This window comes from Arthrobacter sp. Alg241-R88 (assembly GCF_900537115.1).
In the GTDB taxonomy this organism is placed as follows: Bacteria; Actinomycetota; Actinomycetes; order Actinomycetales; family Micrococcaceae; genus Arthrobacter.
The window spans coordinates 607,658-631,090 of the sequence record NZ_UNRG01000002.1 but is presented as its reverse complement, the minus strand read 5'-3'; the positions used below and the strand labels follow the sequence as shown (position 1 = coordinate 631,090).

General features: G+C 65.7%; 20 protein-coding genes. 16 read left to right on the top strand and 4 right to left on the bottom strand.

What is annotated here, in order from left to right; translation table 11 throughout:
- Window positions 1-30: 30 nt before the first annotated feature.
- From pyrR to G6R19_RS07655, 13 genes are all read left to right on the top strand, one after another.
- Window positions 31-618, top strand: coding sequence for a bifunctional pyr operon transcriptional regulator/uracil phosphoribosyltransferase PyrR (gene pyrR, locus G6R19_RS07715; RefSeq protein WP_104044538.1), 588 nt, complete (start codon window positions 31-33; stop codon window positions 616-618).
- Window positions 615-1,640, top strand: coding sequence for an aspartate carbamoyltransferase catalytic subunit (locus tag G6R19_RS07710; RefSeq protein ID WP_163163908.1), 1,026 nt, complete (start codon window positions 615-617; stop codon window positions 1,638-1,640). The genes pyrR and G6R19_RS07710 overlap by 4 nt, the downstream gene beginning before the upstream one ends.
- Complete coding sequence (locus G6R19_RS07705) at window positions 1,640-2,974, top strand: dihydroorotase (RefSeq protein WP_163163906.1); 1,335 nt, start codon at window positions 1,640-1,642, stop codon at window positions 2,972-2,974. Before G6R19_RS07710 ends, G6R19_RS07705 begins: the two co-directional genes overlap by 1 nt.
- The gene (locus tag G6R19_RS07700) at window positions 2,974-3,495 is read left to right on the top strand and encodes a hypothetical protein (RefSeq protein ID WP_163163904.1); all 522 of its coding nucleotides are present in this window, start codon (window positions 2,974-2,976) and stop codon (window positions 3,493-3,495) included. Before G6R19_RS07705 ends, G6R19_RS07700 begins: the two co-directional genes overlap by 1 nt.
- Window positions 3,476-4,780, top strand: coding sequence for a glutamine-hydrolyzing carbamoyl-phosphate synthase small subunit (carA, locus tag G6R19_RS07695; RefSeq protein ID WP_163163902.1), 1,305 nt, complete (start codon window positions 3,476-3,478; stop codon window positions 4,778-4,780). Before G6R19_RS07700 ends, carA begins: the two co-directional genes overlap by 20 nt.
- Window positions 4,780-8,094: a carbamoyl-phosphate synthase large subunit gene (gene carB / locus G6R19_RS07690; RefSeq protein WP_163163892.1), complete on the top strand. Its 3,315-nt coding sequence runs from the start codon at window positions 4,780-4,782 to the stop codon at window positions 8,092-8,094. The genes carA and carB overlap by 1 nt, the downstream gene beginning before the upstream one ends.
- On the top strand, window positions 8,087-8,959 hold the full coding sequence (gene pyrF / locus G6R19_RS07685; protein ID WP_163163884.1) for an orotidine-5'-phosphate decarboxylase: 873 nt from the start codon (window positions 8,087-8,089) through the stop codon (window positions 8,957-8,959). Before carB ends, pyrF begins: the two co-directional genes overlap by 8 nt.
- 111 nt (window positions 8,960-9,070) lie before the next feature.
- Entirely contained in the window at window positions 9,071-9,388 is a 318-nt protein-coding gene (gene mihF, locus G6R19_RS07680; protein WP_205484295.1) for an integration host factor, actinobacterial type, read from the top strand.
- Between the two features lie 44 nt (window positions 9,389-9,432).
- Window positions 9,433-10,029, top strand: a complete 597-nt coding sequence (gmk, locus tag G6R19_RS07675) for a guanylate kinase (protein WP_163163881.1) — start codon at window positions 9,433-9,435, stop codon at window positions 10,027-10,029.
- 15 nt (window positions 10,030-10,044) lie between these two features.
- Complete coding sequence (gene rpoZ, locus G6R19_RS07670; protein ID WP_003800778.1) at window positions 10,045-10,305, top strand: DNA-directed RNA polymerase subunit omega; 261 nt, start codon at window positions 10,045-10,047, stop codon at window positions 10,303-10,305.
- 34 nt (window positions 10,306-10,339) lie between these two features.
- Window positions 10,340-11,581, top strand: coding sequence for a bifunctional phosphopantothenoylcysteine decarboxylase/phosphopantothenate--cysteine ligase CoaBC (gene coaBC / locus G6R19_RS07665; protein ID WP_163163879.1), 1,242 nt, complete (start codon window positions 10,340-10,342; stop codon window positions 11,579-11,581).
- A gap of 87 nt (window positions 11,582-11,668) precedes the next feature.
- The gene (metK, locus tag G6R19_RS07660) at window positions 11,669-12,904 is read left to right on the top strand and encodes a methionine adenosyltransferase (RefSeq protein ID WP_163163877.1); all 1,236 of its coding nucleotides are present in this window, start codon (window positions 11,669-11,671) and stop codon (window positions 12,902-12,904) included.
- 109 nt (window positions 12,905-13,013) lie between these two features.
- Window positions 13,014-15,140, top strand: coding sequence for a primosomal protein N' (locus tag G6R19_RS07655; RefSeq protein WP_240341792.1), 2,127 nt, complete (start codon window positions 13,014-13,016; stop codon window positions 15,138-15,140).
- A gap of 25 nt (window positions 15,141-15,165) precedes the next feature.
- Here the strand turns inward: G6R19_RS07655 and G6R19_RS07650 are convergent, their stop codons facing one another.
- Genes G6R19_RS07650 through G6R19_RS07635 form a run of 4 tightly spaced genes read right to left on the bottom strand, consistent with a single transcriptional unit; the run spans window position 15,166 to window position 19,057 of the window.
- Entirely contained in the window at window positions 15,166-16,269 is a 1,104-nt protein-coding gene (locus tag G6R19_RS07650; protein WP_163163875.1) for a glycosyltransferase family 1 protein, read from the bottom strand.
- Window positions 16,266-17,195, bottom strand: coding sequence for an alpha/beta hydrolase (locus G6R19_RS07645; protein ID WP_163163873.1), 930 nt, complete (start codon window positions 17,193-17,195; stop codon window positions 16,266-16,268). The genes G6R19_RS07650 and G6R19_RS07645 overlap by 4 nt, the downstream gene beginning before the upstream one ends.
- Window positions 17,196-17,202: 7 nt before the next feature.
- Window positions 17,203-18,072 carry an aldo/keto reductase gene (locus tag G6R19_RS07640; protein WP_163163871.1) on the bottom strand — a complete coding sequence of 290 codons (870 nt, stop codon included), beginning with the start codon at window positions 18,070-18,072 and terminating at the stop codon, window positions 17,203-17,205.
- A 10-nt stretch (window positions 18,073-18,082) separates the two neighbouring features.
- Window positions 18,083-19,057: a sugar-binding domain-containing protein gene (locus G6R19_RS07635; RefSeq protein WP_163163869.1), complete on the bottom strand. Its 975-nt coding sequence runs from the start codon at window positions 19,055-19,057 to the stop codon at window positions 18,083-18,085.
- Window positions 19,058-19,181: 124 nt separating this feature from the next.
- Between G6R19_RS07635 and G6R19_RS07630 the strand changes: the two genes are divergently transcribed.
- The 3 genes from G6R19_RS07630 (at window position 19,182) to glpK (ending at window position 23,398) form a co-directional block, all read left to right on the top strand.
- On the top strand, window positions 19,182-20,996 hold the full coding sequence (locus G6R19_RS07630; RefSeq protein ID WP_163163867.1) for a glycerol-3-phosphate dehydrogenase/oxidase: 1,815 nt from the start codon (window positions 19,182-19,184) through the stop codon (window positions 20,994-20,996).
- 91 nt (window positions 20,997-21,087) lie between these two features.
- Window positions 21,088-21,837 carry an MIP/aquaporin family protein gene (locus tag G6R19_RS07625; protein WP_163163865.1) on the top strand — a complete coding sequence of 250 codons (750 nt, stop codon included), beginning with the start codon at window positions 21,088-21,090 and terminating at the stop codon, window positions 21,835-21,837.
- Between the two features lie 46 nt (window positions 21,838-21,883).
- Window positions 21,884-23,398: a glycerol kinase GlpK gene (gene glpK / locus G6R19_RS07620; RefSeq protein ID WP_163163863.1), complete on the top strand. Its 1,515-nt coding sequence runs from the start codon at window positions 21,884-21,886 to the stop codon at window positions 23,396-23,398.
- The last annotated feature ends 35 nt before the right edge of the window (window positions 23,399-23,433 follow it).

Genomic DNA, 23,433 nt, shown 5'->3' with positions numbered 1-23,433 from the left:
CCTGTGAGGCGGGGAAAGGGGAGACGAGCGTTGACTTCTGTCACCAGCGCACCGGTTCCAGCCAGGGTAGTACTTAGCCAGGCGGACATCGACCGGGCCCTCACTCGTATCGCCCATGAGATCCTCGAGGCCAACAAAGGTTCCCAGGACCTCGTCCTGCTCGGCATTCCCCGCCGCGGTTACCCGCTGGCTGCCAGGCTTGCGGAAAAAATCGCCGCCGCTGATCCCAGCGTGGACGCCGCCGCGATTGTTGGCCAGTTGGACGTCACCATGTTCCGCGACGACCTGTCCCACCAGGGCACACGCCCGCCGTACCCCACCAAGCTGCCGCGTACAGGCATCGACAACAAGGTGGTTGTCCTCATAGACGACGTCCTGTACTCGGGCCGCACAATCCGTGCCGCCCTTGACGCCCTCGTGGACCTGGGCAGGCCCCGCATCGTCCGGCTCGCCGTACTGATCGACCGCGGCCACCGGGAACTGCCCATCCGCGCAGACCATGTAGGCAAGAACCTGCCCACGTCATCCGCGGAGAAAGTCCGGGTCCGGCTCGAGGAAACCGACACCGCCCCCGGCGGCACACCGGTCAACGAAGTAGTGATTGAAGGCCGCTCGTGAAGCACCTGCTCTCCACCGAAAACCTCAGCCTCGCCAACGCCATCCGCATCCTCGATACGGCCGAGGAAATGGCCGCCGTAGGTGACCGCGAGGTCAAGAAGCTGCCCGCCCTCCGCGGCCGCACCGTGGTAAACCTCTTTTTCGAGGACTCCACCCGCACCCGCATCTCCTTCGAAGCCGCCGCCAAGCGCCTCTCAGCAGACGTCATCAACTTTGCCGCCAAGGGCTCCTCGGTATCCAAGGGGGAGTCCCTCAAGGACACAGCCCAAACGCTCTCCGCCATGGGTGCCGACGCCGTCGTCATCCGGCACTGGGCATCGGGTGCACCGCACCGGCTGGCTGCCACCGACTGGATCGACGCCGCCGTCATCAACGCCGGCGACGGCACCCACGAACATCCCACCCAGGCCCTGCTTGATGCATTCACCATGCGCCGGCACTGGGCCCGCCTGGCCGGAACCGGCTCCGAAGGTGCGGACCTGAAGGGCATGCGCGTGGCCATCGCCGGCGACGTCCTGCACTCCCGCGTGGCCCGCTCCAACGTCTGGCTCCTGCGCACCCTCGGCGCCGAGGTCACCCTGGTGGCGCCGCCCACGTTGCTGCCCATCGGCGTCGACAAGTGGCCCTGCAAGGTCAGCTACAACATGGACGAAACCATCGAGCAGGGCGTTGACGCCGTGATGATGCTCCGCGTCCAGGGCGAACGCATGAACGCATCCTTCTTCCCCAGCACCCGGGAATACTCGCGGCGGTGGGGCTTTGACGACAACCGCCTGCGGGCGCTGGACGCACTGGGCATGAAAGACACCATCATCATGCACCCGGGACCCATGAACCGGGGCCTGGAAATCTCCGCAGCCGCCGCCGATTCCCCCCGCTCCACCGTCCTGGCCCAGGTCCGCAACGGCGTATCCGTGCGCATGGCCGCCCTTTACCTGCTGCTCTCCGGGGACACCCGGGAACCAGCCGCCACCCCCGCCCTGGCGTATACCGGCACCCATTCCACCAAGGAGAGCAACTGATGGCAGGCAACACCGGAACCTATCTGATCCGCGGGGCCGCAATCCTGGGTGGCGAGCAGGGGGACCTCCTGATCCGTAACGGCCTCATCGCCGAAACCGGAACCGATCTTTCCGCCGAAGGCGCCACCGTCATCGACGCCGCCGGTTTGGTGGCGCTGCCGGGCATGGTGGACGTCCACACCCACCTGCGCGAGCCGGGCCGCGAGGACGCCGAGACCGTGGAGACCGGAACCCGCGCTGCTGCCCTGGGCGGCTACACTGCCGTGCACGCCATGGCCAACAGCACTCCCGTCGCTGACACCGCCGGCGTGGTGGAGCAGGTGTACAGCCTGGGCCAAAAGGCCGGCTGGGTGGATGTGCGTCCCGTCGGCGCCGTGACCGTGGGGCTCGCCGGTGAGCAGCTCGCCGAGCTTGGAGCCATGGCCGATTCCCGCGCCCGGGTCCGCATGTTCTCGGACGACGGCATCTGCGTCCACGATCCCGTCCTCATGCGCAGGGCGCTGGAGTACGTCAAGGCGTTCGACGGCGTGGTGGCCCAGCACGCGCAGGAGCCGCGGCTTACCGCCGGCGCCCAGATGAACGAGGGCGAAGTGTCAGCGGTGCTGGGCCTTGCCGGATGGCCCGCAGTGGCGGAGGAAAGCATCATCGCCCGGGACGTCCTGCTCGCTCAGCACGTTGGCTCGCGGCTCCACGTCTGCCACGTCTCCACTGCCGGTTCGGTGGAAATCATCCGCTGGGCCAAGGAACGCGGCATCAATGTCACGGCAGAGGTTACCCCGCACCACCTCCTGCTGACTGACGACCTGGTCCGCAGCTATGATCCGGTCTACAAGGTCAATCCGCCGCTGCGTACCGACGCCGACGTCCAGGCCCTGCGCGCCGGCCTCGCGGACGGGACCATCGACGTCGTCGGCACCGACCATGCACCGCACCCCAGCGAGCACAAGGAATGTGAGTGGGCGCAGGCTGCCATGGGCATGACCGGGCTGGAGACCGCCCTGTCCGTGGTGCAGCACACCATGATCGAAACCGGCCTGATGACCTGGGCAGACTTTGCCCGGGTGACCTCCGCGGCCGCCGCGAAGATCGGCCGCCTGGAGGACCAGGGCCGCCCGCTGGAAGCAGGCGAACCCGCCAACGTCATCCTGGTGGACCCCGCCGCGCGCTGGATGGTTGAACCTTCCCTGATGGCCACCATGGGCCGGAACTCGCCGTTCAAGGGCATGGAACTGCCCGGCAAGGTTGTTGCCACGTTCTTCAAGGGACACCCCACTGTCCTGGGCGGCGCCCTTAACACCCCGTACCGGCACGCCGCTTCCGTAGGCGCCGCCTGATGGACACCCAGCTGCTCTCGCTGGTCATCACGCTGGCCCTTATCGCCGCAGCGTTCGTCCTCATCTGGCTGGGCTGGCTGAACCGCCTGCGCCGCCAGGCCGACGTCGAGAAGCTGCCTTCGGTGCCCGAGGCGCCGGGGGAGCCGCTCACCACTGCTGAGGGGCAGTACGTCGCGTCCACCACCGGCGGCGACTGGCTGGACCGGATCGCAGTGCACGGGCTCGGCATCCGGACGAACGCCACGCTCGAGGTCTACCCGCACGGCGTCCTTTTCGACCGGGCAGGGGCACCCGCGCTGTACATTCCCGCGGCTTCCCTCACCGGAGTACGGCTGGGCAGCGGCATGGCGGGCAAATTCGTGGAAAAGGACGGCCTCCTGGTCCTGGCGTGGATGCACGGCAGCCACGAGCTGGACACCGGCTTCCGCACCCGCCGCGCAGAGGACAGGAACGTGCTGTTCGCAGCACTTCAGGAATTGATTTCTTCGGCCCCCGCGGCTGATGCCAATAGTGGAAAGTAAGACAGTGACAACAAACACAGCAGTATCAGCCCCAGCTTCCGCTCCCGTTTCCGCTCCAGCTGCGCTGGTGCTCGAGGACGGCCGCATCTTCCGCGGACGCAGCTACGGCGCCACCGGAACCGCCCTGGGCGAGGCAGTCTTCGCCACCGGCATGACCGGCTACCAGGAGACCATCACGGACCCCTCCTACGCCCGCCAGCTCGTGGTCCAGACCGCCCCCCACATCGGGAACACCGGTGTGAACAACGACGACGCCGAGTCCCGCCGCATCTGGGTGGCCGGCTACATCGTCCGTGATGCCGCCCGCCGCCCCTCCAACTGGCGCTCGGAGCGTTCGCTGGACGAGGAGCTGGTGGCCCAGGGGATCGTGGGCATCCAGGGTGTGGACACGCGCGCCATCACCCGCCACCTGCGCGAGCACAAAACCATGCGCGCGGGAATCTTCTCCGGCGAAGCCGCGCAGGCCACGGACAAGGAACTGGTGGACGCCGTGCTCGCCAGCGCCCCGATGGAAGGCGCCCGGCTGGCCGAGGAAGTCAGCGTTGACCAGGCGTACGTGGTGGAACCCAAGGACCACGGCTGGGACGGCGACCCCCGCTTCAGCATCGCCGCCGTCGACCTCGGCATCAAGGCCATGACCCCCGTCCGGTTCGCAGAGCGCGGCGTCCGGGTCCACGTGCTCCCCGCCACCGCCACCCTGGAAGACGTCAAGGCGGTCAACCCGGACGGCTTCTTTATGTCCAACGGCCCCGGCGACCCCGCCACCGCCGACGCCCAGGTGAAGCTCCTCCGCTCCGTCCTGGACGAAAAACTGCCCTACTTTGGCATCTGCTTCGGCAACCAGATTCTGGGCCGCGCCCTGGGCTTCGGCACCTACAAACTGCGCTACGGCCACCGCGGCATCAACCAGCCCGTGATGGACCGCCGCACCGGCAAGGTGGAAATCACCTCCCAGAACCACGGCTTTGCCGTAGATGCTCCGCTCGACGGCGCCACGCAGGCCCCCGAGGCACGCTACGGGCGCGTCGAGGTCAGCCACGTCAGCCTGAACGACGACGTCGTGGAAGGCCTCGCCTGCCTGGACATCCCCGCCTTCTCCGTGCAGTACCACCCCGAGGCCGCAGCCGGGCCGCACGACGCCGCCTACCTCTTTGACCGCTTCATTGAACTGATGGAGGGCACCCGGGACGGCAGGACCGCCAACCTGTCCAAGGATCCCGTGGACTCTGCCCACTCCGCCGGCGCCGAACACAAAAACGACAACAAGACTGAGGACAAGAAGTAATGCCGAAACGTACAGATCTCAAAAGCGTCCTCGTCATTGGTTCCGGCCCGATCGTTATCGGCCAGGCCGCTGAATTCGACTACTCCGGCACGCAGGCGCTGCGCGTCCTCAAGGAGGAGGGCCTGCGGGTCATCCTGGTCAACTCCAACCCGGCCACCATCATGACGGACCCGGAGTTCGCCGACGCCACCTACATCGAACCCATCACCCCCGAGGTGGTGGAAAAGATCATCGCCAAGGAACGCCCGGACGCAGTGCTGCCCACCCTCGGCGGCCAGACAGCCCTGAACACGGCCATCGCCCTGGACAAGAACGGCGTGCTTGAGAAGTACAACGTGGAGCTGATCGGTGCCAACATCGCCGCCATCGAACTCGGCGAGGACCGCGAAAAGTTCAAGGGCGTGGTTGAGCGCTGCGGTGCAGAGTCCGCCCGCAGCCACATCATCCACAGCATGGACGAGGCTTTGAAGGCTGCCGATGACTTGGGCTACCCCATGGTGGTCCGGCCGTCCTTCACCATGGGCGGACTCGGCTCGGGCCTCGCCTACAACGAGGACGACCTCCGCCGCATCGTGGGCCAGGGCCTGCAGTACAGCCCCACCAGCGAGGTGCTGCTCGAAGAGAGCATCCTCGGCTGGAAGGAATACGAGCTCGAAATGATGCGGGACAAAAACGACAACGTCGTGGTGGTCTGCTCCATCGAGAACTTCGATCCCGTAGGCGTCCACACCGGCGACTCCATCACTGTGGCTCCCGCCCTCACCCTGACGGACCGGGAATACCAGCGGCTGCGCGACATCTCCATCGCCGTGATCCGTGAAGTGGGCGTGGACACCGGCGGCTGCAACATCCAGTTCGCCATCGATCCCGCCACCGGCCGCGTGGTGGTCATCGAGATGAACCCGCGCGTGTCCCGTTCCTCGGCCCTGGCGTCCAAGGCAACCGGCTTCGCCATCGCCAAGATCGCCACCAAGCTCTCCCTGGGCTACACGCTGGATGAGATCCCCAACGACATCACCCAGAAGACCCCGGCGTCCTTCGAACCCACCCTCGACTACGTTGTGGTGAAGGTACCGCGGTTCGCGTTCGAGAAGTTCCCGGCCGCGGACAACACCCTGACCACCACCATGAAGTCGGTGGGCGAGGCCATGGCCATGGGCCGCAACTTCACCGAGGCCCTGCAGAAGGCGCTGCGGTCGCTGGAGCAGAAGGGCTCCCAGCTGGACTTCAGCTCCGTTCCCGAATGGGAAGTGGCTGAGCTCATCGAAAAGGCAAAGCGCCCGACGACGGAACGGCTCCACCAGGTCCAGCGCGCCCTCCTGGGCGGCGCCAGCGTGGAGGACCTCTTCGAGGCAACCAAGATCGACCCCTGGTTCCTGGACCAGCTCCAGCTGCTGAACGAGATCTCCCGCGAGATCCGCCAGGCCGGCGCACTCACGGCAGACATGCTGAAGCGCGCCAAGCGCCACGGCTTCTCCGATGAGCAGATCGGCGCCCTCACCCACAACTCCGAGGCCGTGGTCCGCGGCGTCCGCCAGGCACTGGGCATCCGTCCCGTCTACAAGACAGTGGACACCTGCGCCGCGGAATTCGCCGCGTACACGCCGTACCACTACTCGGCCTATGACGAGGAGGACGAGGTTGCGCTGCACTCCAAGCCATCCATCCTGATCCTCGGTTCCGGCCCCAACCGCATCGGCCAGGGCATCGAGTTCGATTACTCCTGCGTCCACGCCTCGATGGCACTGCGCAAGGCCGGCTACGAGACTGTTATGGTCAACTGCAACCCGGAAACCGTCTCCACGGACTACGACATCTCCACCCGCCTGTACTTCGAGCCCCTGACGCTTGAGGACGTGTTGGAGGTTATCGCCGCGGAGGAACGTACCGGCGGCGTGATGGGCGTTTTCGTCCAGCTCGGCGGCCAAACCCCGCTCAAGCTGGCCCAGCAGCTGGCCGACGCGGGCGTGCCCATCCTCGGCACCTCCCCGGAAGCCATCGACCTCGCCGAGCACCGCGGGGCGTTCTCGCGGGTCCTGGACAAGGCCGGCCTGATCTCCCCGAAGAACGGCACCGCAGTGTCCTTCGAGGACGCCAAGAAGATCGCGGACGAGATCGGCTACCCGGTGCTGGTCCGCCCGTCCTACGTCCTCGGCGGCCGCGGCATGGAGATCGTCTACGACGAGCCCAACCTGTCCCGGTACATCGCCAACGCCACGGAAATTACCCCGGACCACCCGGTCCTGATCGACCGCTTCCTGGAGGACGCCGTCGAAATCGACGTCGACGCCCTCTTCGACGGCACGGACATGTACCTCGGCGGCATCATGGAGCACATCGAGGAAGCCGGCATCCACTCCGGCGACTCTGCCTGCGTCCTGCCGCCCATCACCCTGGGCACCAACGTCCTGGAGCGCGTCCGCACCGCAACCCGGGCCATCGCCGAAGGCGTGGGCGTGCGCGGCCTCATCAACATCCAGTTCGCCCTCGCCTCCGACGTCCTGTACGTCCTCGAAGCCAACCCGCGGGCCTCCCGGACGGTGCCGTTTGTGTCAAAGGCCACCGGCGTGCAGATGGCCAAGGCCGCCGCCCTGATCGGAACCGGTGTCACCATCGGCCAGCTCCGCAGCGCCTACAAGATGCTGCCCGAGGTCGGCGACGGCTCCACGCTGCCCCTGGACGCCCCGGTGTCCGTCAAGGAGGCAGTCCTGCCGTTCAGCCGCTTCCGTACCCTTGAGGGCAAGGTGGTTGACTCCCTGCTCGGGCCCGAAATGCGCTCCACCGGCGAGGTGATGGGCATCGACAAGCACTTCGATACCGCTTTCGCCAAGAGCCAGGCAGCTGCCAACAACGCGTTGCCCACCGAAGGCAAGATCTTCGTCTCGGTGGCCAACCGTGACAAGCGCTCGGTGATCATGGGCGTCAAGCGGCTCTCCGACCTCGGTTTCGAGATCGTCTCCACCGGCGGCACCGCCGATGTCCTGCGCCGCAACGGCATCCAGGCCACGCCGGTCCGCAAGGTGGCAGAAGGCAGCAGCGCCGAAGGCGAAGGCACCATCGCCGACCTCGTCATCGCGGGCGAGATCGATATGGTCTTCAACACGCCCTCCGGCGGCGAAGCCCGCAGCGACGGCTACGAACTCCGTGCAGCCGCCACGTCCATCGGCATCCCGTGCATCACCACGGTGGCCGAGTTCAATGCTGCCGTCCAGGCCATCGAAGCGATGCGCACCTACGAATGGTCGGTCACCAGCCTGCAGGAGCACGCCGCTGCCTTGGTCGAGTCCCAGAAGGCGGCCCTGCAGCATGCCTGAGCAGGCAGCCGCGTCCGCTGAAGTGCAGGGCCGGGAGCCCTTCGGTTCCCGGCTCGGTGCGGCCATGGCCGCCCGCGGCCCGCTGTGTGTTGGCATTGACCCCCACCCGTCCCTGCTGGCCGGCTGGGGGCTGAAGGACGACGTCGAGGGCCTCCGCTCGTTTTCCCTGACAGTCCTGGAGGCGGTCGCTTCCCTCGCTGCCGCCGTAAAGCCGCAAGTGGCGCTCTACGAGCGCCACGGTTCCGCGGGGATGGCCGTGCTGGAGGAAGTCCTTGCCGTTGCCCGGGACGAGGCTGTACTCAGCATTGCCGACGCAAAACGGGGGGACATCGGATCCACCATGGCGGCCTACGCCGACGCATGGCTCCGCGACGGTTCCCCGCTGGCCGCAGACTCAGTGACGCTTAGCCCCTACCTTGGCTTTGAGTCGTTGCGTCCGGCCCTCGATCTGGCGGCCGACACGGGGCGTGGAGTGTTTGTCCTCGCCCTGACCTCCAACACTGAAGGAGCCTCGGTCCAGCACGTTGGAGGAGCGGACTCCGTGGCACGAAGGATCGCCTTGGCGGCCGGCGGGGAAAACCGCCGCTACCCTGGAGAGCTTGGTTCGGTCGGCCTGGTAGTCGGCGCAACCGTCGGTTCAGCCCTTTCGGACCTTGATGTGGACCTCGCCGGCATGCGCGGGCCCATCCTTGCGCCGGGCCTGGGAGCGCAGGGGGCCACACCGGCCGATCTCCGTGCCACCTTCGGCAGCGCCTACCCTCAGGTGCTGGGAACTTCCAGCAGGGATATCCTTTCAGCCGGACCGCAGCCGCGCGCATTGCGGGAGGCCGCCCAACGGACCCTTGACGGGCTGCGGGGCGAATAGCTGCCCGTTTCCCCGGATGCATTGATTCGGGCAGCACCAAAGGGTAGTTTCAGGACATGTCCAAGGGCGGCCGCCCTTGGCCGTATCCACCCAGATCCGGGGGTGTCCACCATGGTGCTGCGACCCTTATCCGCATCCGAACGAACTGATGCCTTGAACAAAGCGGCGGCAGCCAGGGCAACCCGGGCCGCGGCCAAGGAAAACCTCAAGAACGGTGCGAGCTCCGCAGCGGACATCATCAATTCCGCGATGGAGGACGAAGCGATGGCCCGGATGAAGGTTTCGGAACTGCTGGAGGCATTGCCTGGAGTAGGAAAAGTCCGTGCCGCCGCCATCATGAAGCAGCTGGGTATCGCCGCCTCCCGCCGGCTCCGCGGCCTCGGCGTCCACCAGCGCCGGGCGCTGGTAGATTTTATAGACGAGAACTAGAGCGGGAACTTTCCGCTACCCCGAACTCCGGCACAAAGGAATACGTGAGCAAAAAACCTGGACTGACAGTCCTCGCTGGTCCGACGGCTGTTGGCAAAGGCACCGTGTCCACCTACATCCGGGACAACTACCCAGAGGTCTGGCTCTCGGTATCAGCCACCACCCGCGCCCCGCGGCCGGGTGAAGTTGACGGAGTCCATTACTTCTTCAAGGCCAAGGAGGAATTCGAGCGGCTCGTTGCCGAGGGAGAATTCCTCGAGTGGGCGGTAGTGCACGGCCAAAACACCTACGGGACTCTCAAGAGCACCGTGAACCAGGCGATCGCCGAGGGCCGGTCGGTGCTGCTGGAGATCGACCTGCAGGGCGCGCGCCAGGTCAAGGCAGCCGTTCCGGACGCCCAGTTCGTCTTCCTCGCGCCGCCGAGCTGGGACGAAATGGTCCGCAGGCTGGTGGGCCGCGGCACGGAAACACCCGAGGAACAGCAGCGCCGGCTGGAAACCGCTAAACTGGAGCTTGCTGCTGAACCGGAGTTCGACTACACCGTCATTAACGACGACGTTCGCCGGGCAGCGGACGAGCTTGTTTCACTCATGGGGCTGACCCCGCATCCGCACGGAGCGCCGGAACGGTCAGCCCGCTAGAAATTTGGAGAATTCGTGTCCACGAACCTTGAAGGCATCATCAACCCGCCGATCGACTCGCTGCTTGAAGCAGCGGATTCAAAGTACGGCCTGGTGATCTTCGGTGCCAAGCGTGCTCGTCAGATCAACGCTTACTACGCCCAGCTGCACGAGGGCCTCTTCGAATACGTTGGCCCGCTGGTAGACACCAAGCTGAACGAAAAGTCGCTTTCCATCGCCCTGCGCGAGATCAACGAAGGCAAGCTGGTCTCCACGCCGATCGAAGCCGCAGAGTAATACTGCCGCCTGACGTGCTGTTGACGGAGGTCACGTGCGCATAGTCCTCGGAGTCGGGGGAGGGATTGCCGCCTACAAGGTGGCATCGCTCCTCCGGCTTTTTACTGAAGCCGGCCATCACGTCACTGTGATCCCCACGGAGGCAGCCACCCGCTTTGTTGGCACCGCCACCTGGGAGGCGTTGTCCGGAAATCCGGTCAGCAACAGCGTTTTCGACGACGTCCACCAGGTCAACCACGTCCGCCTGGGCCACGAAGCGGACCTGGTGGTCATCGCCCCGGCCACTGCCGACCTCCTGGCCAAAGCGGCTACCGGACAGGCCGGCGACCTCCTCACCAACACCCTGCTGATGGCCCACGGCCCGGTACTGTTCGCCCCTGCCATGCACACCGAGATGTGGCAGCACGCGGCTACCCAGGCCAACGTAGAAACGTTGCGGAGCCGCGGAGCGGCCGTCCTGGAACCGGCAACCGGCAGGTTGACCGGTTCTGATTCAGGTCCCGGAAGGCTGCCCGAGCCCGAGGTCATTTTCGACGCCGCCCTGGCCCTGGTCCAGGGCCAGTCGGACTACCAGCTGCCGCTCGCGGGACGCACCGTCACCATCAGCGCCGGCGGAACCCGCGAACCCCTGGACCCGGTACGGTTCCTGGGCAACAGATCCTCCGGTAAGCAGGGAGTGGCGCTGGCCGTCGCCGCCCGCAACGCCGGCGCTACGGTCCGCCTGCTCGCAGCCCATATGGAAGTTCCACCGCCGGCAGGCGTGGAAGTGGTGCCCGTGGAGACTGCCCTGCAACTGCGTGAGGCGGCGCTGGCAGCAGCGGCGGATTCCGACGTCGTGATTATGTCCGCGGCAGTGGCCGACTTCCGCCCGTCGGAGGTCTCGGATACCAAAATCAAGAAGCGCGATGACAGCGCCGACCCCGTGATCACGCTGGTCCGCAACCCGGACATCCTGCACGAACTGGTGGAACTCCGGAACAGCGGCGGCCACGCGGAGGGGCAGCAGCTGATCGTAGGCTTCGCTGCCGAAACCGGCGACAGCCACGGTGACGTGCTGGCCTACGCGGAAGCAAAACTGGAGCGTAAAGGCTGCGACCTGCTGGTGGTGAACCATGTGGGCGCGGATAAGGTCTTCGGCCAGGATACGAATTCCGTTGTCATCCTGGCCCGGTCCGGCTCCGAACCACAGGAGGCGGCCGGCACCAAGACGGAAGTTTCGGCGGCCATCATCAGCCGGATCGGCTTTGAACTGAATCACGTTTCCCCCCGCGCCTGAAGTGTTTCAGGCTTCCGTTCCTTAGCACGAGGACATCTCCCGAGGTCTCCTGCGGGGAGGACGAATCCCAACCAGTAAGGTAGTTGAGTGACTTTACCGCTGCACCTTCCCCAGTCCCACGCGGCCACGCCCTCCGCGCTCCGGCTCTTCACCTCCGAGTCGGTCACCGAAGGCCACCCGGACAAGATCTGCGACCAGATCAGCGACGCCATCCTCGACGCCCTGCTGGACAAGGACCCGGAATCCCGCGTCGCCGTGGAGACCATGGCCACCACCGGCCTGGTCCACGTGGCTGGTGAGGTCACCACCGACGCCTACGTGGAAATTCCGCAGATCGTCCGCGAGACCATCCTGGGCATCGGCTATGACTCCTCGGCCAACGGGTTCGACGGCGCCCGGTGCGGCGTTTCCGTGTCCATCGGCCAGCAGTCCAACGACATCGCCGGTGGAGTCTTCAACTCCCTTGAAGCCCGTGAGGGCCGCCAGGAGGATGACTACGACCTCCAGGGCGCAGGCGACCAGGGCCTGATGTTCGGCTACGCAAGTGACGAAACTCCCTCCTACATGCCCACGCCCATCTGGCTGGCACACCGCCTTTCGGAGCGGCTCACCGAAGTCCGCAAGTCAGGGGAGTTGGCGTACCTCCGTCCGGACGGCAAGACCCAGGTGACCGTGGGCTATGACAAGGACCTGCCGGTCTCGGTCGAAACCGTGGTCATTTCCAGCCAGCACGCCGAAGGCGCAAGCCTCGAACAGCTCCGCGCTGACCTTGCCTCCATCGTCATCGCGCCCGTGCTGGCCGGTGCCAACCTGGACATCTCCCGTGCCGCAAACATCCTGAACCCGGCCGGTGAGTTTGTTATCGGCGGCCCCGTCGGTGACGCCGGCCTGACCGGGCGGAAGATCATCGTTGATACCTATGGCGGCATGGCACGGCACGGCGGCGGCGCCTTCTCCGGCAAGGACCCGTCCAAGGTGGACCGCTCCGCCGCCTATGCCATGCGGTGGGCTGCCAAGAACGTTGTTGCAGCAGGTTTGGCCAAACGCGCCGAAATCCAGATTGCCTACGCCATCGGCCAGGCGCGTCCCGTGGGCACGTACGTTGAGACGTTCGGCACCGAAACGGTGGACCCCGCCCGCATCAGTGCTGCCATCGCCGAAATCTTCGACCTTCGTCCCCGCGCCATCATCGACGCCCTGGACCTGAAGCGGCCCATCTACGCCAAGACTGCAGCCCACGGGCACTTCGGCCGGGACGATCCGGACTTTACCTGGGAGCGCTTGGACCGTGTGGACGACCTGAAGGCTTTCTTCAACGCGTAGCCAGTGGCCGTGGCCGAACCTGGGCGGGGATGCCGTTGCCGGTGGAATGTCTGTGCCTGCTGGTTTACTGACCAGGTCCACCCGGTGATGCTGAACGGAGGTAGCCGAAGTGGTTGCTGACGATTCCACGCAACCGTTGCTGGACCTGCCGGCCGCGGTACAGCCGTCCCTGCTGCAGGGTTTCCCTTCCCGGAAACAGCAGGCGGGCCCGCGGTTAGCGGATCACCTTCCGGTGGCCAGGGTGTTGGTGGAATCCTCGCTGCCGCACTTGGACCGGCCTTTTGACTACGGTGTTCCTGCCGGGCTGGATGAGGACGCGCAGCCCGGCGTCAGGGTTAAGGTCAAGTTCAACGGCCAGGACCTCAGCGGGTTCATCATGGAACGGGTGGCGGAGTCCGACGCCGGCCACACCCTGTTGCCGCTGGCGAAGGTTGTTTCCCCGGTTCCCGTCCTGTCACCCGAGGTCCGCGACCTGGCCACCGCCGTAGCCTCCCGGTACGCGGGAACCGTCAGTGATGTCCTCCGGGTTGCCGTCCCGCCGCGGGTAGCCCGGCTGGAGAAAACGTATCCTGCTTCCGCGGAAACTCCGGCGGAAGCAGGTGAAAGCGCGGCAGCCGAGGACTCCGGCCCAGACGATGCCTGGATAAGTTTCCGGAACGGTCCGGCCTTCCTCCGCCACCTAAGAGACGGTGGTTCCCCACGGGCGGTCCTAAATCCCCTCCAAAGCTATGGACCCGCCGGTTGGCCGCAGTTGCTGGCCCAGGCCATTGCCGCAGCCCATGCTTCCGGGCGGGGAGCCGTGGCGGTGGTCCCGGACAACCGGGACCTGGACCGGCTAGAAGCGGCCGTGGGAGCGCTGTTGCCGGAGCAGGCCGTAGCCCGCCTCACCGCGGAGGACGGCCCGACGCCCCGCTACCAGAACTTCCTGCGGCTCCTCGCCGGAACCGCGCGCGTTGCCATCGGGACCCGGTCAGCTGCCTATGCTCCCGTAAAGAACCTGGGGCTCGTGGTGTGCTGGGACGACGGCGATGACCTCCACATTGAGCAGCGCGCGCCCTACGCCCACGCCCGCGAAGTCCTGCTCCTGCGCGCCGAACAGTCCGGGGCTGCCTGCCTTTTGGCCGCGCATTCCCGCAGCACAGAGGTCCAGCGGCTGATCGAGACAGGCTGGGCCCTGCCCGTGGAAGCGGACCGCACGCTGGTCCGCCGCACCGTCCCCCGCGTGGTGAACACGGCCGACAGCTTCGAACAGGAGCGGGACCCGCTCGCCAGGATCGCCCGCCTTCCCGGCACTGCCTGGCTGGCCGCCAAGGAAGGACTCGAACGGGGACCGGTCCTGGTCCAGGTGGCCCGCGCCGGCTACGCACCGTCGCTGGTGTGTGACCACTGCCGGGAGCCCGCACGCTGTGTTGCCTGCCAGGGTCCTTTGGCCGTGGCCGGGGCCAGCGGAACCTCAGCCCTGCCGCAATGCCGGTGGTGCTCCACTCCGGCGCCGGACTGGCACTGCACGCACTGCAACGGCCGGAAGCTCCGCAGGGGCGCAACGGGCGTAATACGGACAGCCGAGGAGCTGGGCAGGGCCTTCCCCGGCAAAACCGTCATCACGTCTTCCGGAGACCAGGTCAAGGCACGCGTAACCAATAGCAAGGCCTTGGTGGTGGCCACGGTGGGAGCTGAACCTGTAGCGGAAGGGGGATATGCCGCCGCCTTGCTGCTGGATGGTGACTCCCTGCTGCGCCGCGAGTCGCTGCGTGCCAGCGAGGATACCGTGCGGCGCTGGTTCAATGCCGGGGCCTTGGTCAGGCCTGCCACCCAAGGCGGTCTCGTGGTGGTTACGGCAGCGGACACCGCAGCTGTGGGCGCGCTGCTAAGGTGGGATCCTGCTGGTTACGCCGAACGCGAGCTCTCCCTCCGGGCCGAACTGCAGCTTCCACCGGCGGTGCGCATTGCCTCCATCACCGGCCCCCGGGCCGCCGTCGGGCATTTCTCAGGTGCAGTGGCAGCGCAACTGGAACAAGCAGGCGTCCGCCTCCGTACCGCGGGCCCCGCACCGCTCATTCTCAGCGGTCCGCCCTCCACCCGCCGCTCGGCGGAGGACGTCCGGACCCTCCTCTTCTTCCCCTACGCACAGGCCGCGGCGGTGACCCGCGTCCTGCGGGCAACCCGGGCGGCAACGGCCGCAAAGCGAAGCGCGGAACCTGTCCAGCTGCGACTGGACGGAGTGGACGTACTGTAGCGGAGCCTACTGGCCGACGCCGCTGTTAATGTGTGCGGCGGCGCTCTGTCATCGTGCCGCGGCGCTGGGCGACGATGTCGTGTGCCACGTCCACCAGTTGGCGGGCGGATTCCTCCCAGCTGAATTCGCGGGCACGGGCAACAGAGCGCCGCGAGATGTCTTCCCACCGTTCCCGGTCGTCCATTTCCTTTACAGCGTCGGCAAACTGCTGGGGCGATGCCGGGTCAACATAGCTGGCTGCATCGCCGCCGACTTCCCGGAATATGGGGATGTCGCTGGCGATGACCGGCGTGCCCAGGGCCATGGCCTCGACCAGCGGCAGGCCGTATCCTTCCGCCCGGGAAAGACTTACCAGAGCGGTGGCTGTTTCCAGGAACGTGGCGTATTCCTCGTCGGTGACGCCGTTGTGAAACTCCACTTTCGCTCCAGGCGGGATGAGCTTCTCCAGTTCGGCGCGCCGCTGAGGAGTGATCCGGCTGAGCAGGTGAAGCGTGAAGCCGGGCAGTCCAGCCATTCCGGCCACCATGGTTTCCACGTTTTTATAGGGCATGAATGAGCCCATGTACACGAGGCAGGGTTTGGCGCCGGCTTCAGGGGAGCGGGGCTCCTGGGCCGGCTGCGGTGCATTGCTGATAATCCGGACAGGACGGCGGGTCAGCCGGTATTTGGCCATCAGTGCCTCCGTGGTCCGGCTGATGGTGGCTACGACGTCGGCCCGGTTGAGTAGGAGGCGCTGCGGCCAGTATGCCTTGTGATAGAGGCGCCAGAGCAGCCGCACCGGGGCCGGCAGGAATCCCGGAGGTGCTGGGTGCTCGTAGTAGATGAGGTCGTGCAGGGTCAGGACCAGGCCGTACTTGCGGCCCAAGGTGCCCATCGTCTGCATTGGGCAGACCACCACGTCCGCGCCGAGCGGGTTGATCTTGCGGGCAACGAACAGTTCCGCGGGGGACAGGGGGCTGTTGATCAATGTGTACGGCACATCCGGCAACAGGGCCAGTTGGCGGACGTCAGAGATCAGCATCGAAACGTCGGCGATCTTGGAGGCAGCCGCGATCAGGCTCGCGCCGTAGCGGCTGATGCCGTCGTGGTGGTCTGTCCGGGTGAACCGGGCGTCGATGACAATCTTCACGCGGCGTGGTCCTTAAGGAAGCTGCGGATGTAGCGGGCGGCCGGCTCCGGCGTTTCGTAGTGGATCAAGTGGCCAACATCAGCAATGACCTCGAGTTCGCCGTTCGGCAGCAGTTCGACGAGCCGGTGCTGGTCGGGAAGCGTGGCGATTTCATCCTTCTCACCCGCGATCAGGAGCACCGGAAGGGTCAGGCTGCCGGCCACCTCGGCCACATGGCTGCTGACCGAGGCAGTGAACGATTCGAGGAGGCTGTCACGGCTGGCAAAAGCACTGAAGTACGCGTGGTGCTGGCCGTGGATAAAGCGCCGAAGGTCCCGGTCGCCTGTCTTGGCCATGGCCTCGCTCATCACCCGGACAATCAGAGGGCTGCGCAGCAGGGCCAGCCCCAGGGGACGGGGAAGGCGGGCGGCAAGGCGGTAGTACAGCACCGCCAGCCTGGTCATCACGCCTTTGGGGCCCTCGAGGGCAGGCGCTGCGATGGGGTTGATGAGGATCAGCGGATTCACGGCGCCGGGGTGGGCGGCCACGAAATGGGCGGCAATGATGGACCCGAACGAGTGCCCCAGCAGAACCGTATCCGGCCCCAGGCCGAGGGACGCCATGAATTCCGTGATGAATGCGCCGTAGCCCGGGACGGTATGTCCACCTGGCCCGAAGGCTTCCGAACTGCCGAAGCCGGGCAGGTCGGGCATGATGATGCGCATCTCCGGAAGCTGGTCAGCCACCCGAAGCAGCCCGTGGTGGTCGCCGCGGAATCCGTGGATCACCAGGATGGTCCGGGTCTCAGCCGTTTGCAGCACTGGCTCATAGGTCCAGAAAGCCACCCTGCCGCCGGCCAGCTGCACGGATGAGGCATGGGTGCGGCCGGCCAGGTCCGGGCCGATGAAGTAGGGCGTGGAGGATCGCCCGGTGTGTGCTGTTTCCATGCGAGTCCTAATTGACGTTGTCCGGGTGGGAACCGGTCCGCTGTCCCCGGTCCAGGCCGGCGAGCGCATCCATGTCCCTGGCCGAGAGCTCAAAGCCGAAGACGTTAAGGTTCTCGCGGATGCGCGCCTCGGTGCTTGCCTTGGGGATGGCGATGTTCCCCAGTTGTATGTGCCAGCGGAGGATGATCTGCGCCGGCGACCGGCCGTGTTCGGCGGCACACGCCTGGACTACAGGATCCGAAAGCACACGTCCGCGCCCCAAGGGGCTCCACGCCTCGGTCCTGATCCCTAGATCATCGTGGATTTTCCGCAGCTCCAGCTGCTGGAGCCAGGGGTGCAGCTCGATCTGGTTGACAGCTGGAGTTACCTCTGCGGTCTGCATCAGCCGGTCCAGATGGGCAGGCTGGAAGTTGCTGACGCCGATGGCCCGCACTTTTCCCTCTCGGTAGAGGGTCTCCATGGCCCGGTAGGTTTCGGGGTACAGCCCGCGCCCGGGGCAGGGCCAGTGGATGAGGTACATGTCTACGTAGTCCAGGCCCAGGTTGACCATGGAGTTGTCGAATGCACGCAGGGTGGCGTCGTAGCCGTGGTGGTCGTTCCACACTTTGGTGGTAACAAAGACGTCCTCCCTGGCCGGTGCCGGGAAAAGTTCACCGGAGCCACCGCTGCCTGCCTGCGTTCCGAGCTGGGAACTGATGCCGCGGGCAACCCCCGACTCGTTGCCGTACATGGCGGCAGTGTCGAAGTGGCGGTATCCGGAACCGAGGGCCATGGCCACAAGGCCCGCCGCCTCCGATGGCGGCACCTTGTACAGGCCGTAGCCCAACTGGTCGATCAGCACGCCGTTGTTCAGGCTCAGCCGCGGGGAGATCCTCATAGCCATGACTCTACCTACTCGCCACGGCAAGGCCCTCCATGCCCACCAGGCGGCGCGCTGTGGCTTCGTCGAGGATCAGGTCCGTAGCCAGGCGCGCCGCTAAGGCGCCCTTGAGCCCGTTGATCTTCGATACGCCCGAAACCACGCAGATCCTGCGCCTTACCCGCCGAAGTTCGGCGAGGGCCGGGCCCGTGGACCGTTCGTTCAGGACGATCCCGTCGGAGGAACCGTCAGCGCGGAAGAACACCGTCGCAACGTCACCCACGACGTCGGACGTTGCCAGGATGTTGAGGTCGCCCTCGTCCAAATAACCGCCGGCATAGACGTGGCTGGGGAAATCGGCATCGACGGATCCCACCCCAAAGATCGCGATGCTCATCTTTGCCTGAAGTTCAAGGATCCGCTGCACGCTTCGTTCATTCCACATGGCTGTCTTGGTGGCGGCGTGGTCGAAAAATGCCGGAACGGGGAATTGTTCCACCCGCGCGCCGTAAGCACTGCCGAAGCGGCGCATGATGTCACTGGCGTAGGTAATGCCCGTCGTGTGCATATTGCCGGCGCCGTTCAGCTGCACCACTACGCTGTCGTGGGTAATTTTCCTCGTCAGGTGGCGGCTGACGGCGCTGAGGGTGGAACCCCAGGCGACGCCGATGATCGCGTTGGAATCCACCAGGGGCCCGATGGTGCGGGCGGCCTGCATCGCCACCCGGTCCAGGGTCTCGGCCTCGTTAAGTGTTTCCACCACCGGTACAACGTGTGCGTCTACTCCGTACCGGCGGCGAATCAGGCCCTCCAACTCCGGTCCAGTGTCCAGGGGATTGCGGATCTGGACCTGGACCAGCCCCGAATCCCGGGCCGAGGACAACAGCCGGGAAACAGTCGAGCGGGATGTCCCGAGTTCGCGGGCGATGGCGTCCATCGTGAGGTCCTGCAAGTAATACATTTGTGCAGCTCGAAGGGCATCAGCGTGCCGGGAAGCGTCCACCTGGACTCCATTCTGCACGTTTGTGCATAGTGCTTGACTCCATTTTCCATTACTCCAAACAATAGTTGAGAACGGCGGATCACTTTTCTGTGTCCGCGCCACACAAAGCCCCAAGGGAGTTGTTTTGGGACCCAAGGATTCACCCGCCCGCCCCGCCGCACCAAAGCCGGGAGCTGAACGCGCATCAGTACACAATCTGCGGCTCCGGCCGCACGCAAAAGTGCTGGTGGTGGGTGGCGGGATCAACGGCGTCGCAACTTTCCGGGACCTCGCCCTGCAGGGGGTGGACGTGGCGCTTGTGGAACGCGGTGACTACTGCCAGGGAGCCAGCGGCGCCTCCTCGCACATGATCCACGGCGGCATCCGCTACCTGGAGAACGGCGAGTTCCGGCTGGTCCGGGAGTCGGTGGTGGAACGCAACAGATTGCTCCGGATCGCACCGCACTACGTCAAACCGCTGCAGACCACTATCCCTATCTTCAGCACCTTTTCCGGAGTGCTCGCGGCCCCCCTGCGTTTCCTCACCCACAAGCAGCAGGGCAAGCCCAAGGAACGCGGCGCCTTCCTTATTAGGATCGGCCTCAGCCTGTACGACTCGTTTTCCCGCGACGGCGGCACGGTGCCGCGCCACCAGTTCAGGGGACACAAACGAGCCCTTGCTGAACTGCCCGCCCTCCGTCCCGACGTCAAGTATGCGGCCACCTACTTCGATGCTTCCGTCCACAACCCCGAGCGGCTCACCCTTGATGTCCTGCAGGACGGCGAAAAGGCAGGCCGCGCGTCCGGTGCCAACCCCCAGGGCAGTACGGCACGTGCCAGCAACTACCTGTCGCTGAAATCCATGACCGGCGAGCCCAACCGCGGCACTGGCAAAGGAAGCACGGTCCGGTTGCGGGATGAGCTGACCGGTGAGGAATTCGATTTCACGGCCGACGTCATCGTGAACACCACGGGCGCCTGGGTGGACCTCACCAACGAAGCCATGGGAGCAGCCTCCAGCTTTATGGGCGGCACCAAGGGGTCCCACATCGTGCTCGACCACCCGGAGCTCCTCGCCGCCTGCCGGGGACGCGAAATCTTCTTTGAACACACCGACGGCCGCATCGTGCTCATCTATCCGATGGGGGACCGCGTCCTCGTTGGGACCACGGACATTGATGCCGATATGGCCCAGGATGCCGTCTGCACCGATGCGGAAATTGAGTACTTCTTCGAACTCATCGGTCACGTCTTCCCGAGCGTTCCCGTCAAGCGCGAACAGATTGTCTACACCTTCTCCGGCGTACGGCCGTTGCCTAAACACGATGCGACCCAGCCCGGCTTCGTCTCCCGGGATTACCGGATCGAGCGCCGGGGCCCCGGGAGCAGCACACCCGGGGCGGGCGCCGTCGTGCTCAGCCTGGTGGGCGGCAAATGGACCACCTTTCGGGCGCTGGCCGAGCATTTGACCAATGACGTCCTCGCCGAAGTCGGCGCGCAGCGCAAAGTATCGACGGCGCAGCTCGCCATCGGCGGCGGCGCCGGTTTCCCCGCGGACGAGGCGGGTGTGCAGAAGTGGATCAAGGACCACATGACTGCCGGCCGGGACGCGGACCGGACCGCCGGCATGCTCACCCGCTACGGAACCAGGGCGGAGGCGGTGATGGCCTACCTCGACGGCGGGCCGGACCACTTGCTGCGCTCCACCCGGGAACTGAGTGTCCGTGAACTGGAGTTCATGGCAGCCCATGAGCAGGTTGGACACCTCGTGGATGTCCTCATCCGCCGCACTTCCCTGGCTTTCCGGGGCCTCGTGACTGGCGAGCTGCTCAACGAGGTGGCGGAGGTGCTCTCCGGTCCGCTGGGATGGGACGCCGCAGCACGTGCAGCGGAAATCCGGCACGCGCAGGACGTGCTGCAGCGGTTCCACCGCGTAGAAACGCACAGCCTGGTCGCATAGGACAGGCTGTCGGCCGGGGCGCTCAACCCGTCCCGGCCCAACGGTCCTTCAACCCGCGAAGGACTGACAACAGAAAATAGAGGAGTCAAAGATGTCTCTTGGAATTGTTTTTCTATCCGAAGTCTTCGGAACGGCGATGCTGACCCTGCTGGGTTGCGGCGTCGTCGCCAACGTCGCCCTGCGGGGGACGAAAGGCAACAGCGGCGGGTTCCTGATGGTCACCTGGGGATGGGGTGTCGCAGTTTTCGCGGGTGTCTATGTGGCCGCGAAATCCGGGGCACACCTGAACCCGGCCGTGACGCTGGGCCTGCTCGCCAACGGAGCCGGCGAATACGCCCCCGATGTTCCCGTGGATTTCGCCTCTACGCTGACCTACTTCGGCGGAGAACTGCTGGGTGCCTTCCTCGGCGCAGTGGTCTGCTGGCTCGCCTACAAGCAGCACTTCGACGCCGAAGAGGAAGTTGCCAGCAAACTGGGCGTTTTCTCCACTGGCCCGGCCATCCGCTCCAGCTCCTGGAACCTGGTGACCGAAATCATCGGCACCTTTGTGCTGGTGTTCGTCATCCTCACCTTTGGTGGCACCCCATCCGGCCTTGGGCCGCTGGCTGTCGCGCTGCTCGTTGTCGGCATCGGTGTATCACTCGGCGGACCCACCGGCTACGCCATTAACCCCGCCCGTGACCTCGGCCCGCGCATCGCCCACGCCCTGCTGCCCATCAAGGGCAAGGGCTCCAGCGACTGGGGCTATTCCTGGATCCCTGTAGTCGGCCCGCTGGTCGGTGGTGCCCTGGGCGGCCTGGTCGCCCGGATCGTCCCGATCATCGCCACAGCAGCATCCTGACCCCTAACCACCGCCCAAAATCACACCTCAAGACAAGGACGTCATCGTGAACCAGTACGTAATCGCCATCGACCAGGGAACCACCAGCACAAGGGCCATCATCTTCGACCACAGCGGCAGCATCGTCTCCTCCGGGCAGATGGAACACGAACAGATCTTCCCCAAAGCCGGCTGGGTGGAGCACAACCCCGCCGAAATCTGGAACAACACCCGTGAGGTCATCGCCTCAGCCTTGTCGAAGGCGAACCTGACGCGACACGACATTGCCGCCGTCGGCATCACCAACCAGCGCGAAACCGCCGTGGTGTGGGACAAAACAACGGGTGAAGCGGTCTACAACGCCATCGTCTGGCAGGACACCCGCACGCAGGACATCGTGGACGAACTGGCCAGGGACGGGGGAGCGGACCGTTTCAAGCAGAAGGTGGGCCTTCCGCTGGCCACGTACTTCTCGGGCACCAAGATCAAGTGGATCCTGGACAATGTGGACGGCGCACGCCAGAGGGCCGAAGCGGGAGACCTGGTGTTCGGCAACACCGACGCCTGGGTCCTGTGGAACCTCACCGGCGGGGTGGACGGCGGCGTCCACGTCACCGACGTCACCAATGCCTCGCGCACGCTGTTCATGGATCTGGAGACACTGCAGTGGGACGAGGAAATCCTGGGCATCTTCGGCGTTCCGCGGTCCATGATGCCGGAGATCAAGTCCTCCTCGGAGGTGTACGGCACCGTCCACACCTCGCAGCTTCTCCGCGAGGTTCCGGTGGCCGGCATCCTTGGCGACCAGCAGGCAGCCACGTTCGGCCAGGCGGCGTTCCAGACCGGTGAGGCCAAGAATACCTACGGGACGGGCTGCTTCCTGATCTTCAACACCGGCGAGGAAATCGTGCACTCCAAGAACGGCCTGCTGACCACGGTGGGCTACAAGCTTGGCGGCGCGGCACCCCATTACGCCCTTGAAGGTTCCATCGCAGTCACAGGCTCCCTGATCCAATGGTTGCGGGACAACCTGGGCATGATCAGCAGTGCCCCGGAAGTGGAAACCCTCGCTGCTTCGGTGAAGGACAACGGCGGCGTGTACATCGTTCCGGCATTCTCCGGGCTCTTCGCGCCATATTGGCGTTCCGATGCCCGGGGCGCCATCGTGGGCCTCACCCGGTTCGTCAACAAGAGCCACATCGCCCGGGCAGCGCTGGAAGCCACGGCATTCCAGACCCGCGAGGTGCTCGACGCCGTGAACGCGGACTCCGGCGTACCGCTCTCCGAATTGAAGGTCGACGGCGGCATGGTCGCCAATGATGCTCTGATGCAGTTCCAGGCAGACATCCTTGGCGTCCCCGTCATCCGGCCCAAGGTGGTGGAGACCACCGCCCTGGGTGCCGCCTACGCCGCCGGCCTCGCAGTCGACTTCTGGAAGGACCTCGGCGAACTGTCATCCAACTGGTCCGAAGACAAGCGCTGGGAACCCCAGATGGACCACGCCGAGCAGGACCGGCAGATGCGGCTGTGGAAGAAGGCCGTGACGAAGTCCATGGATTGGGTGGACGAGGACGTGAAGTAGGAAACTCAGCAGGAATGTGTGGTGCGGCGGGATGC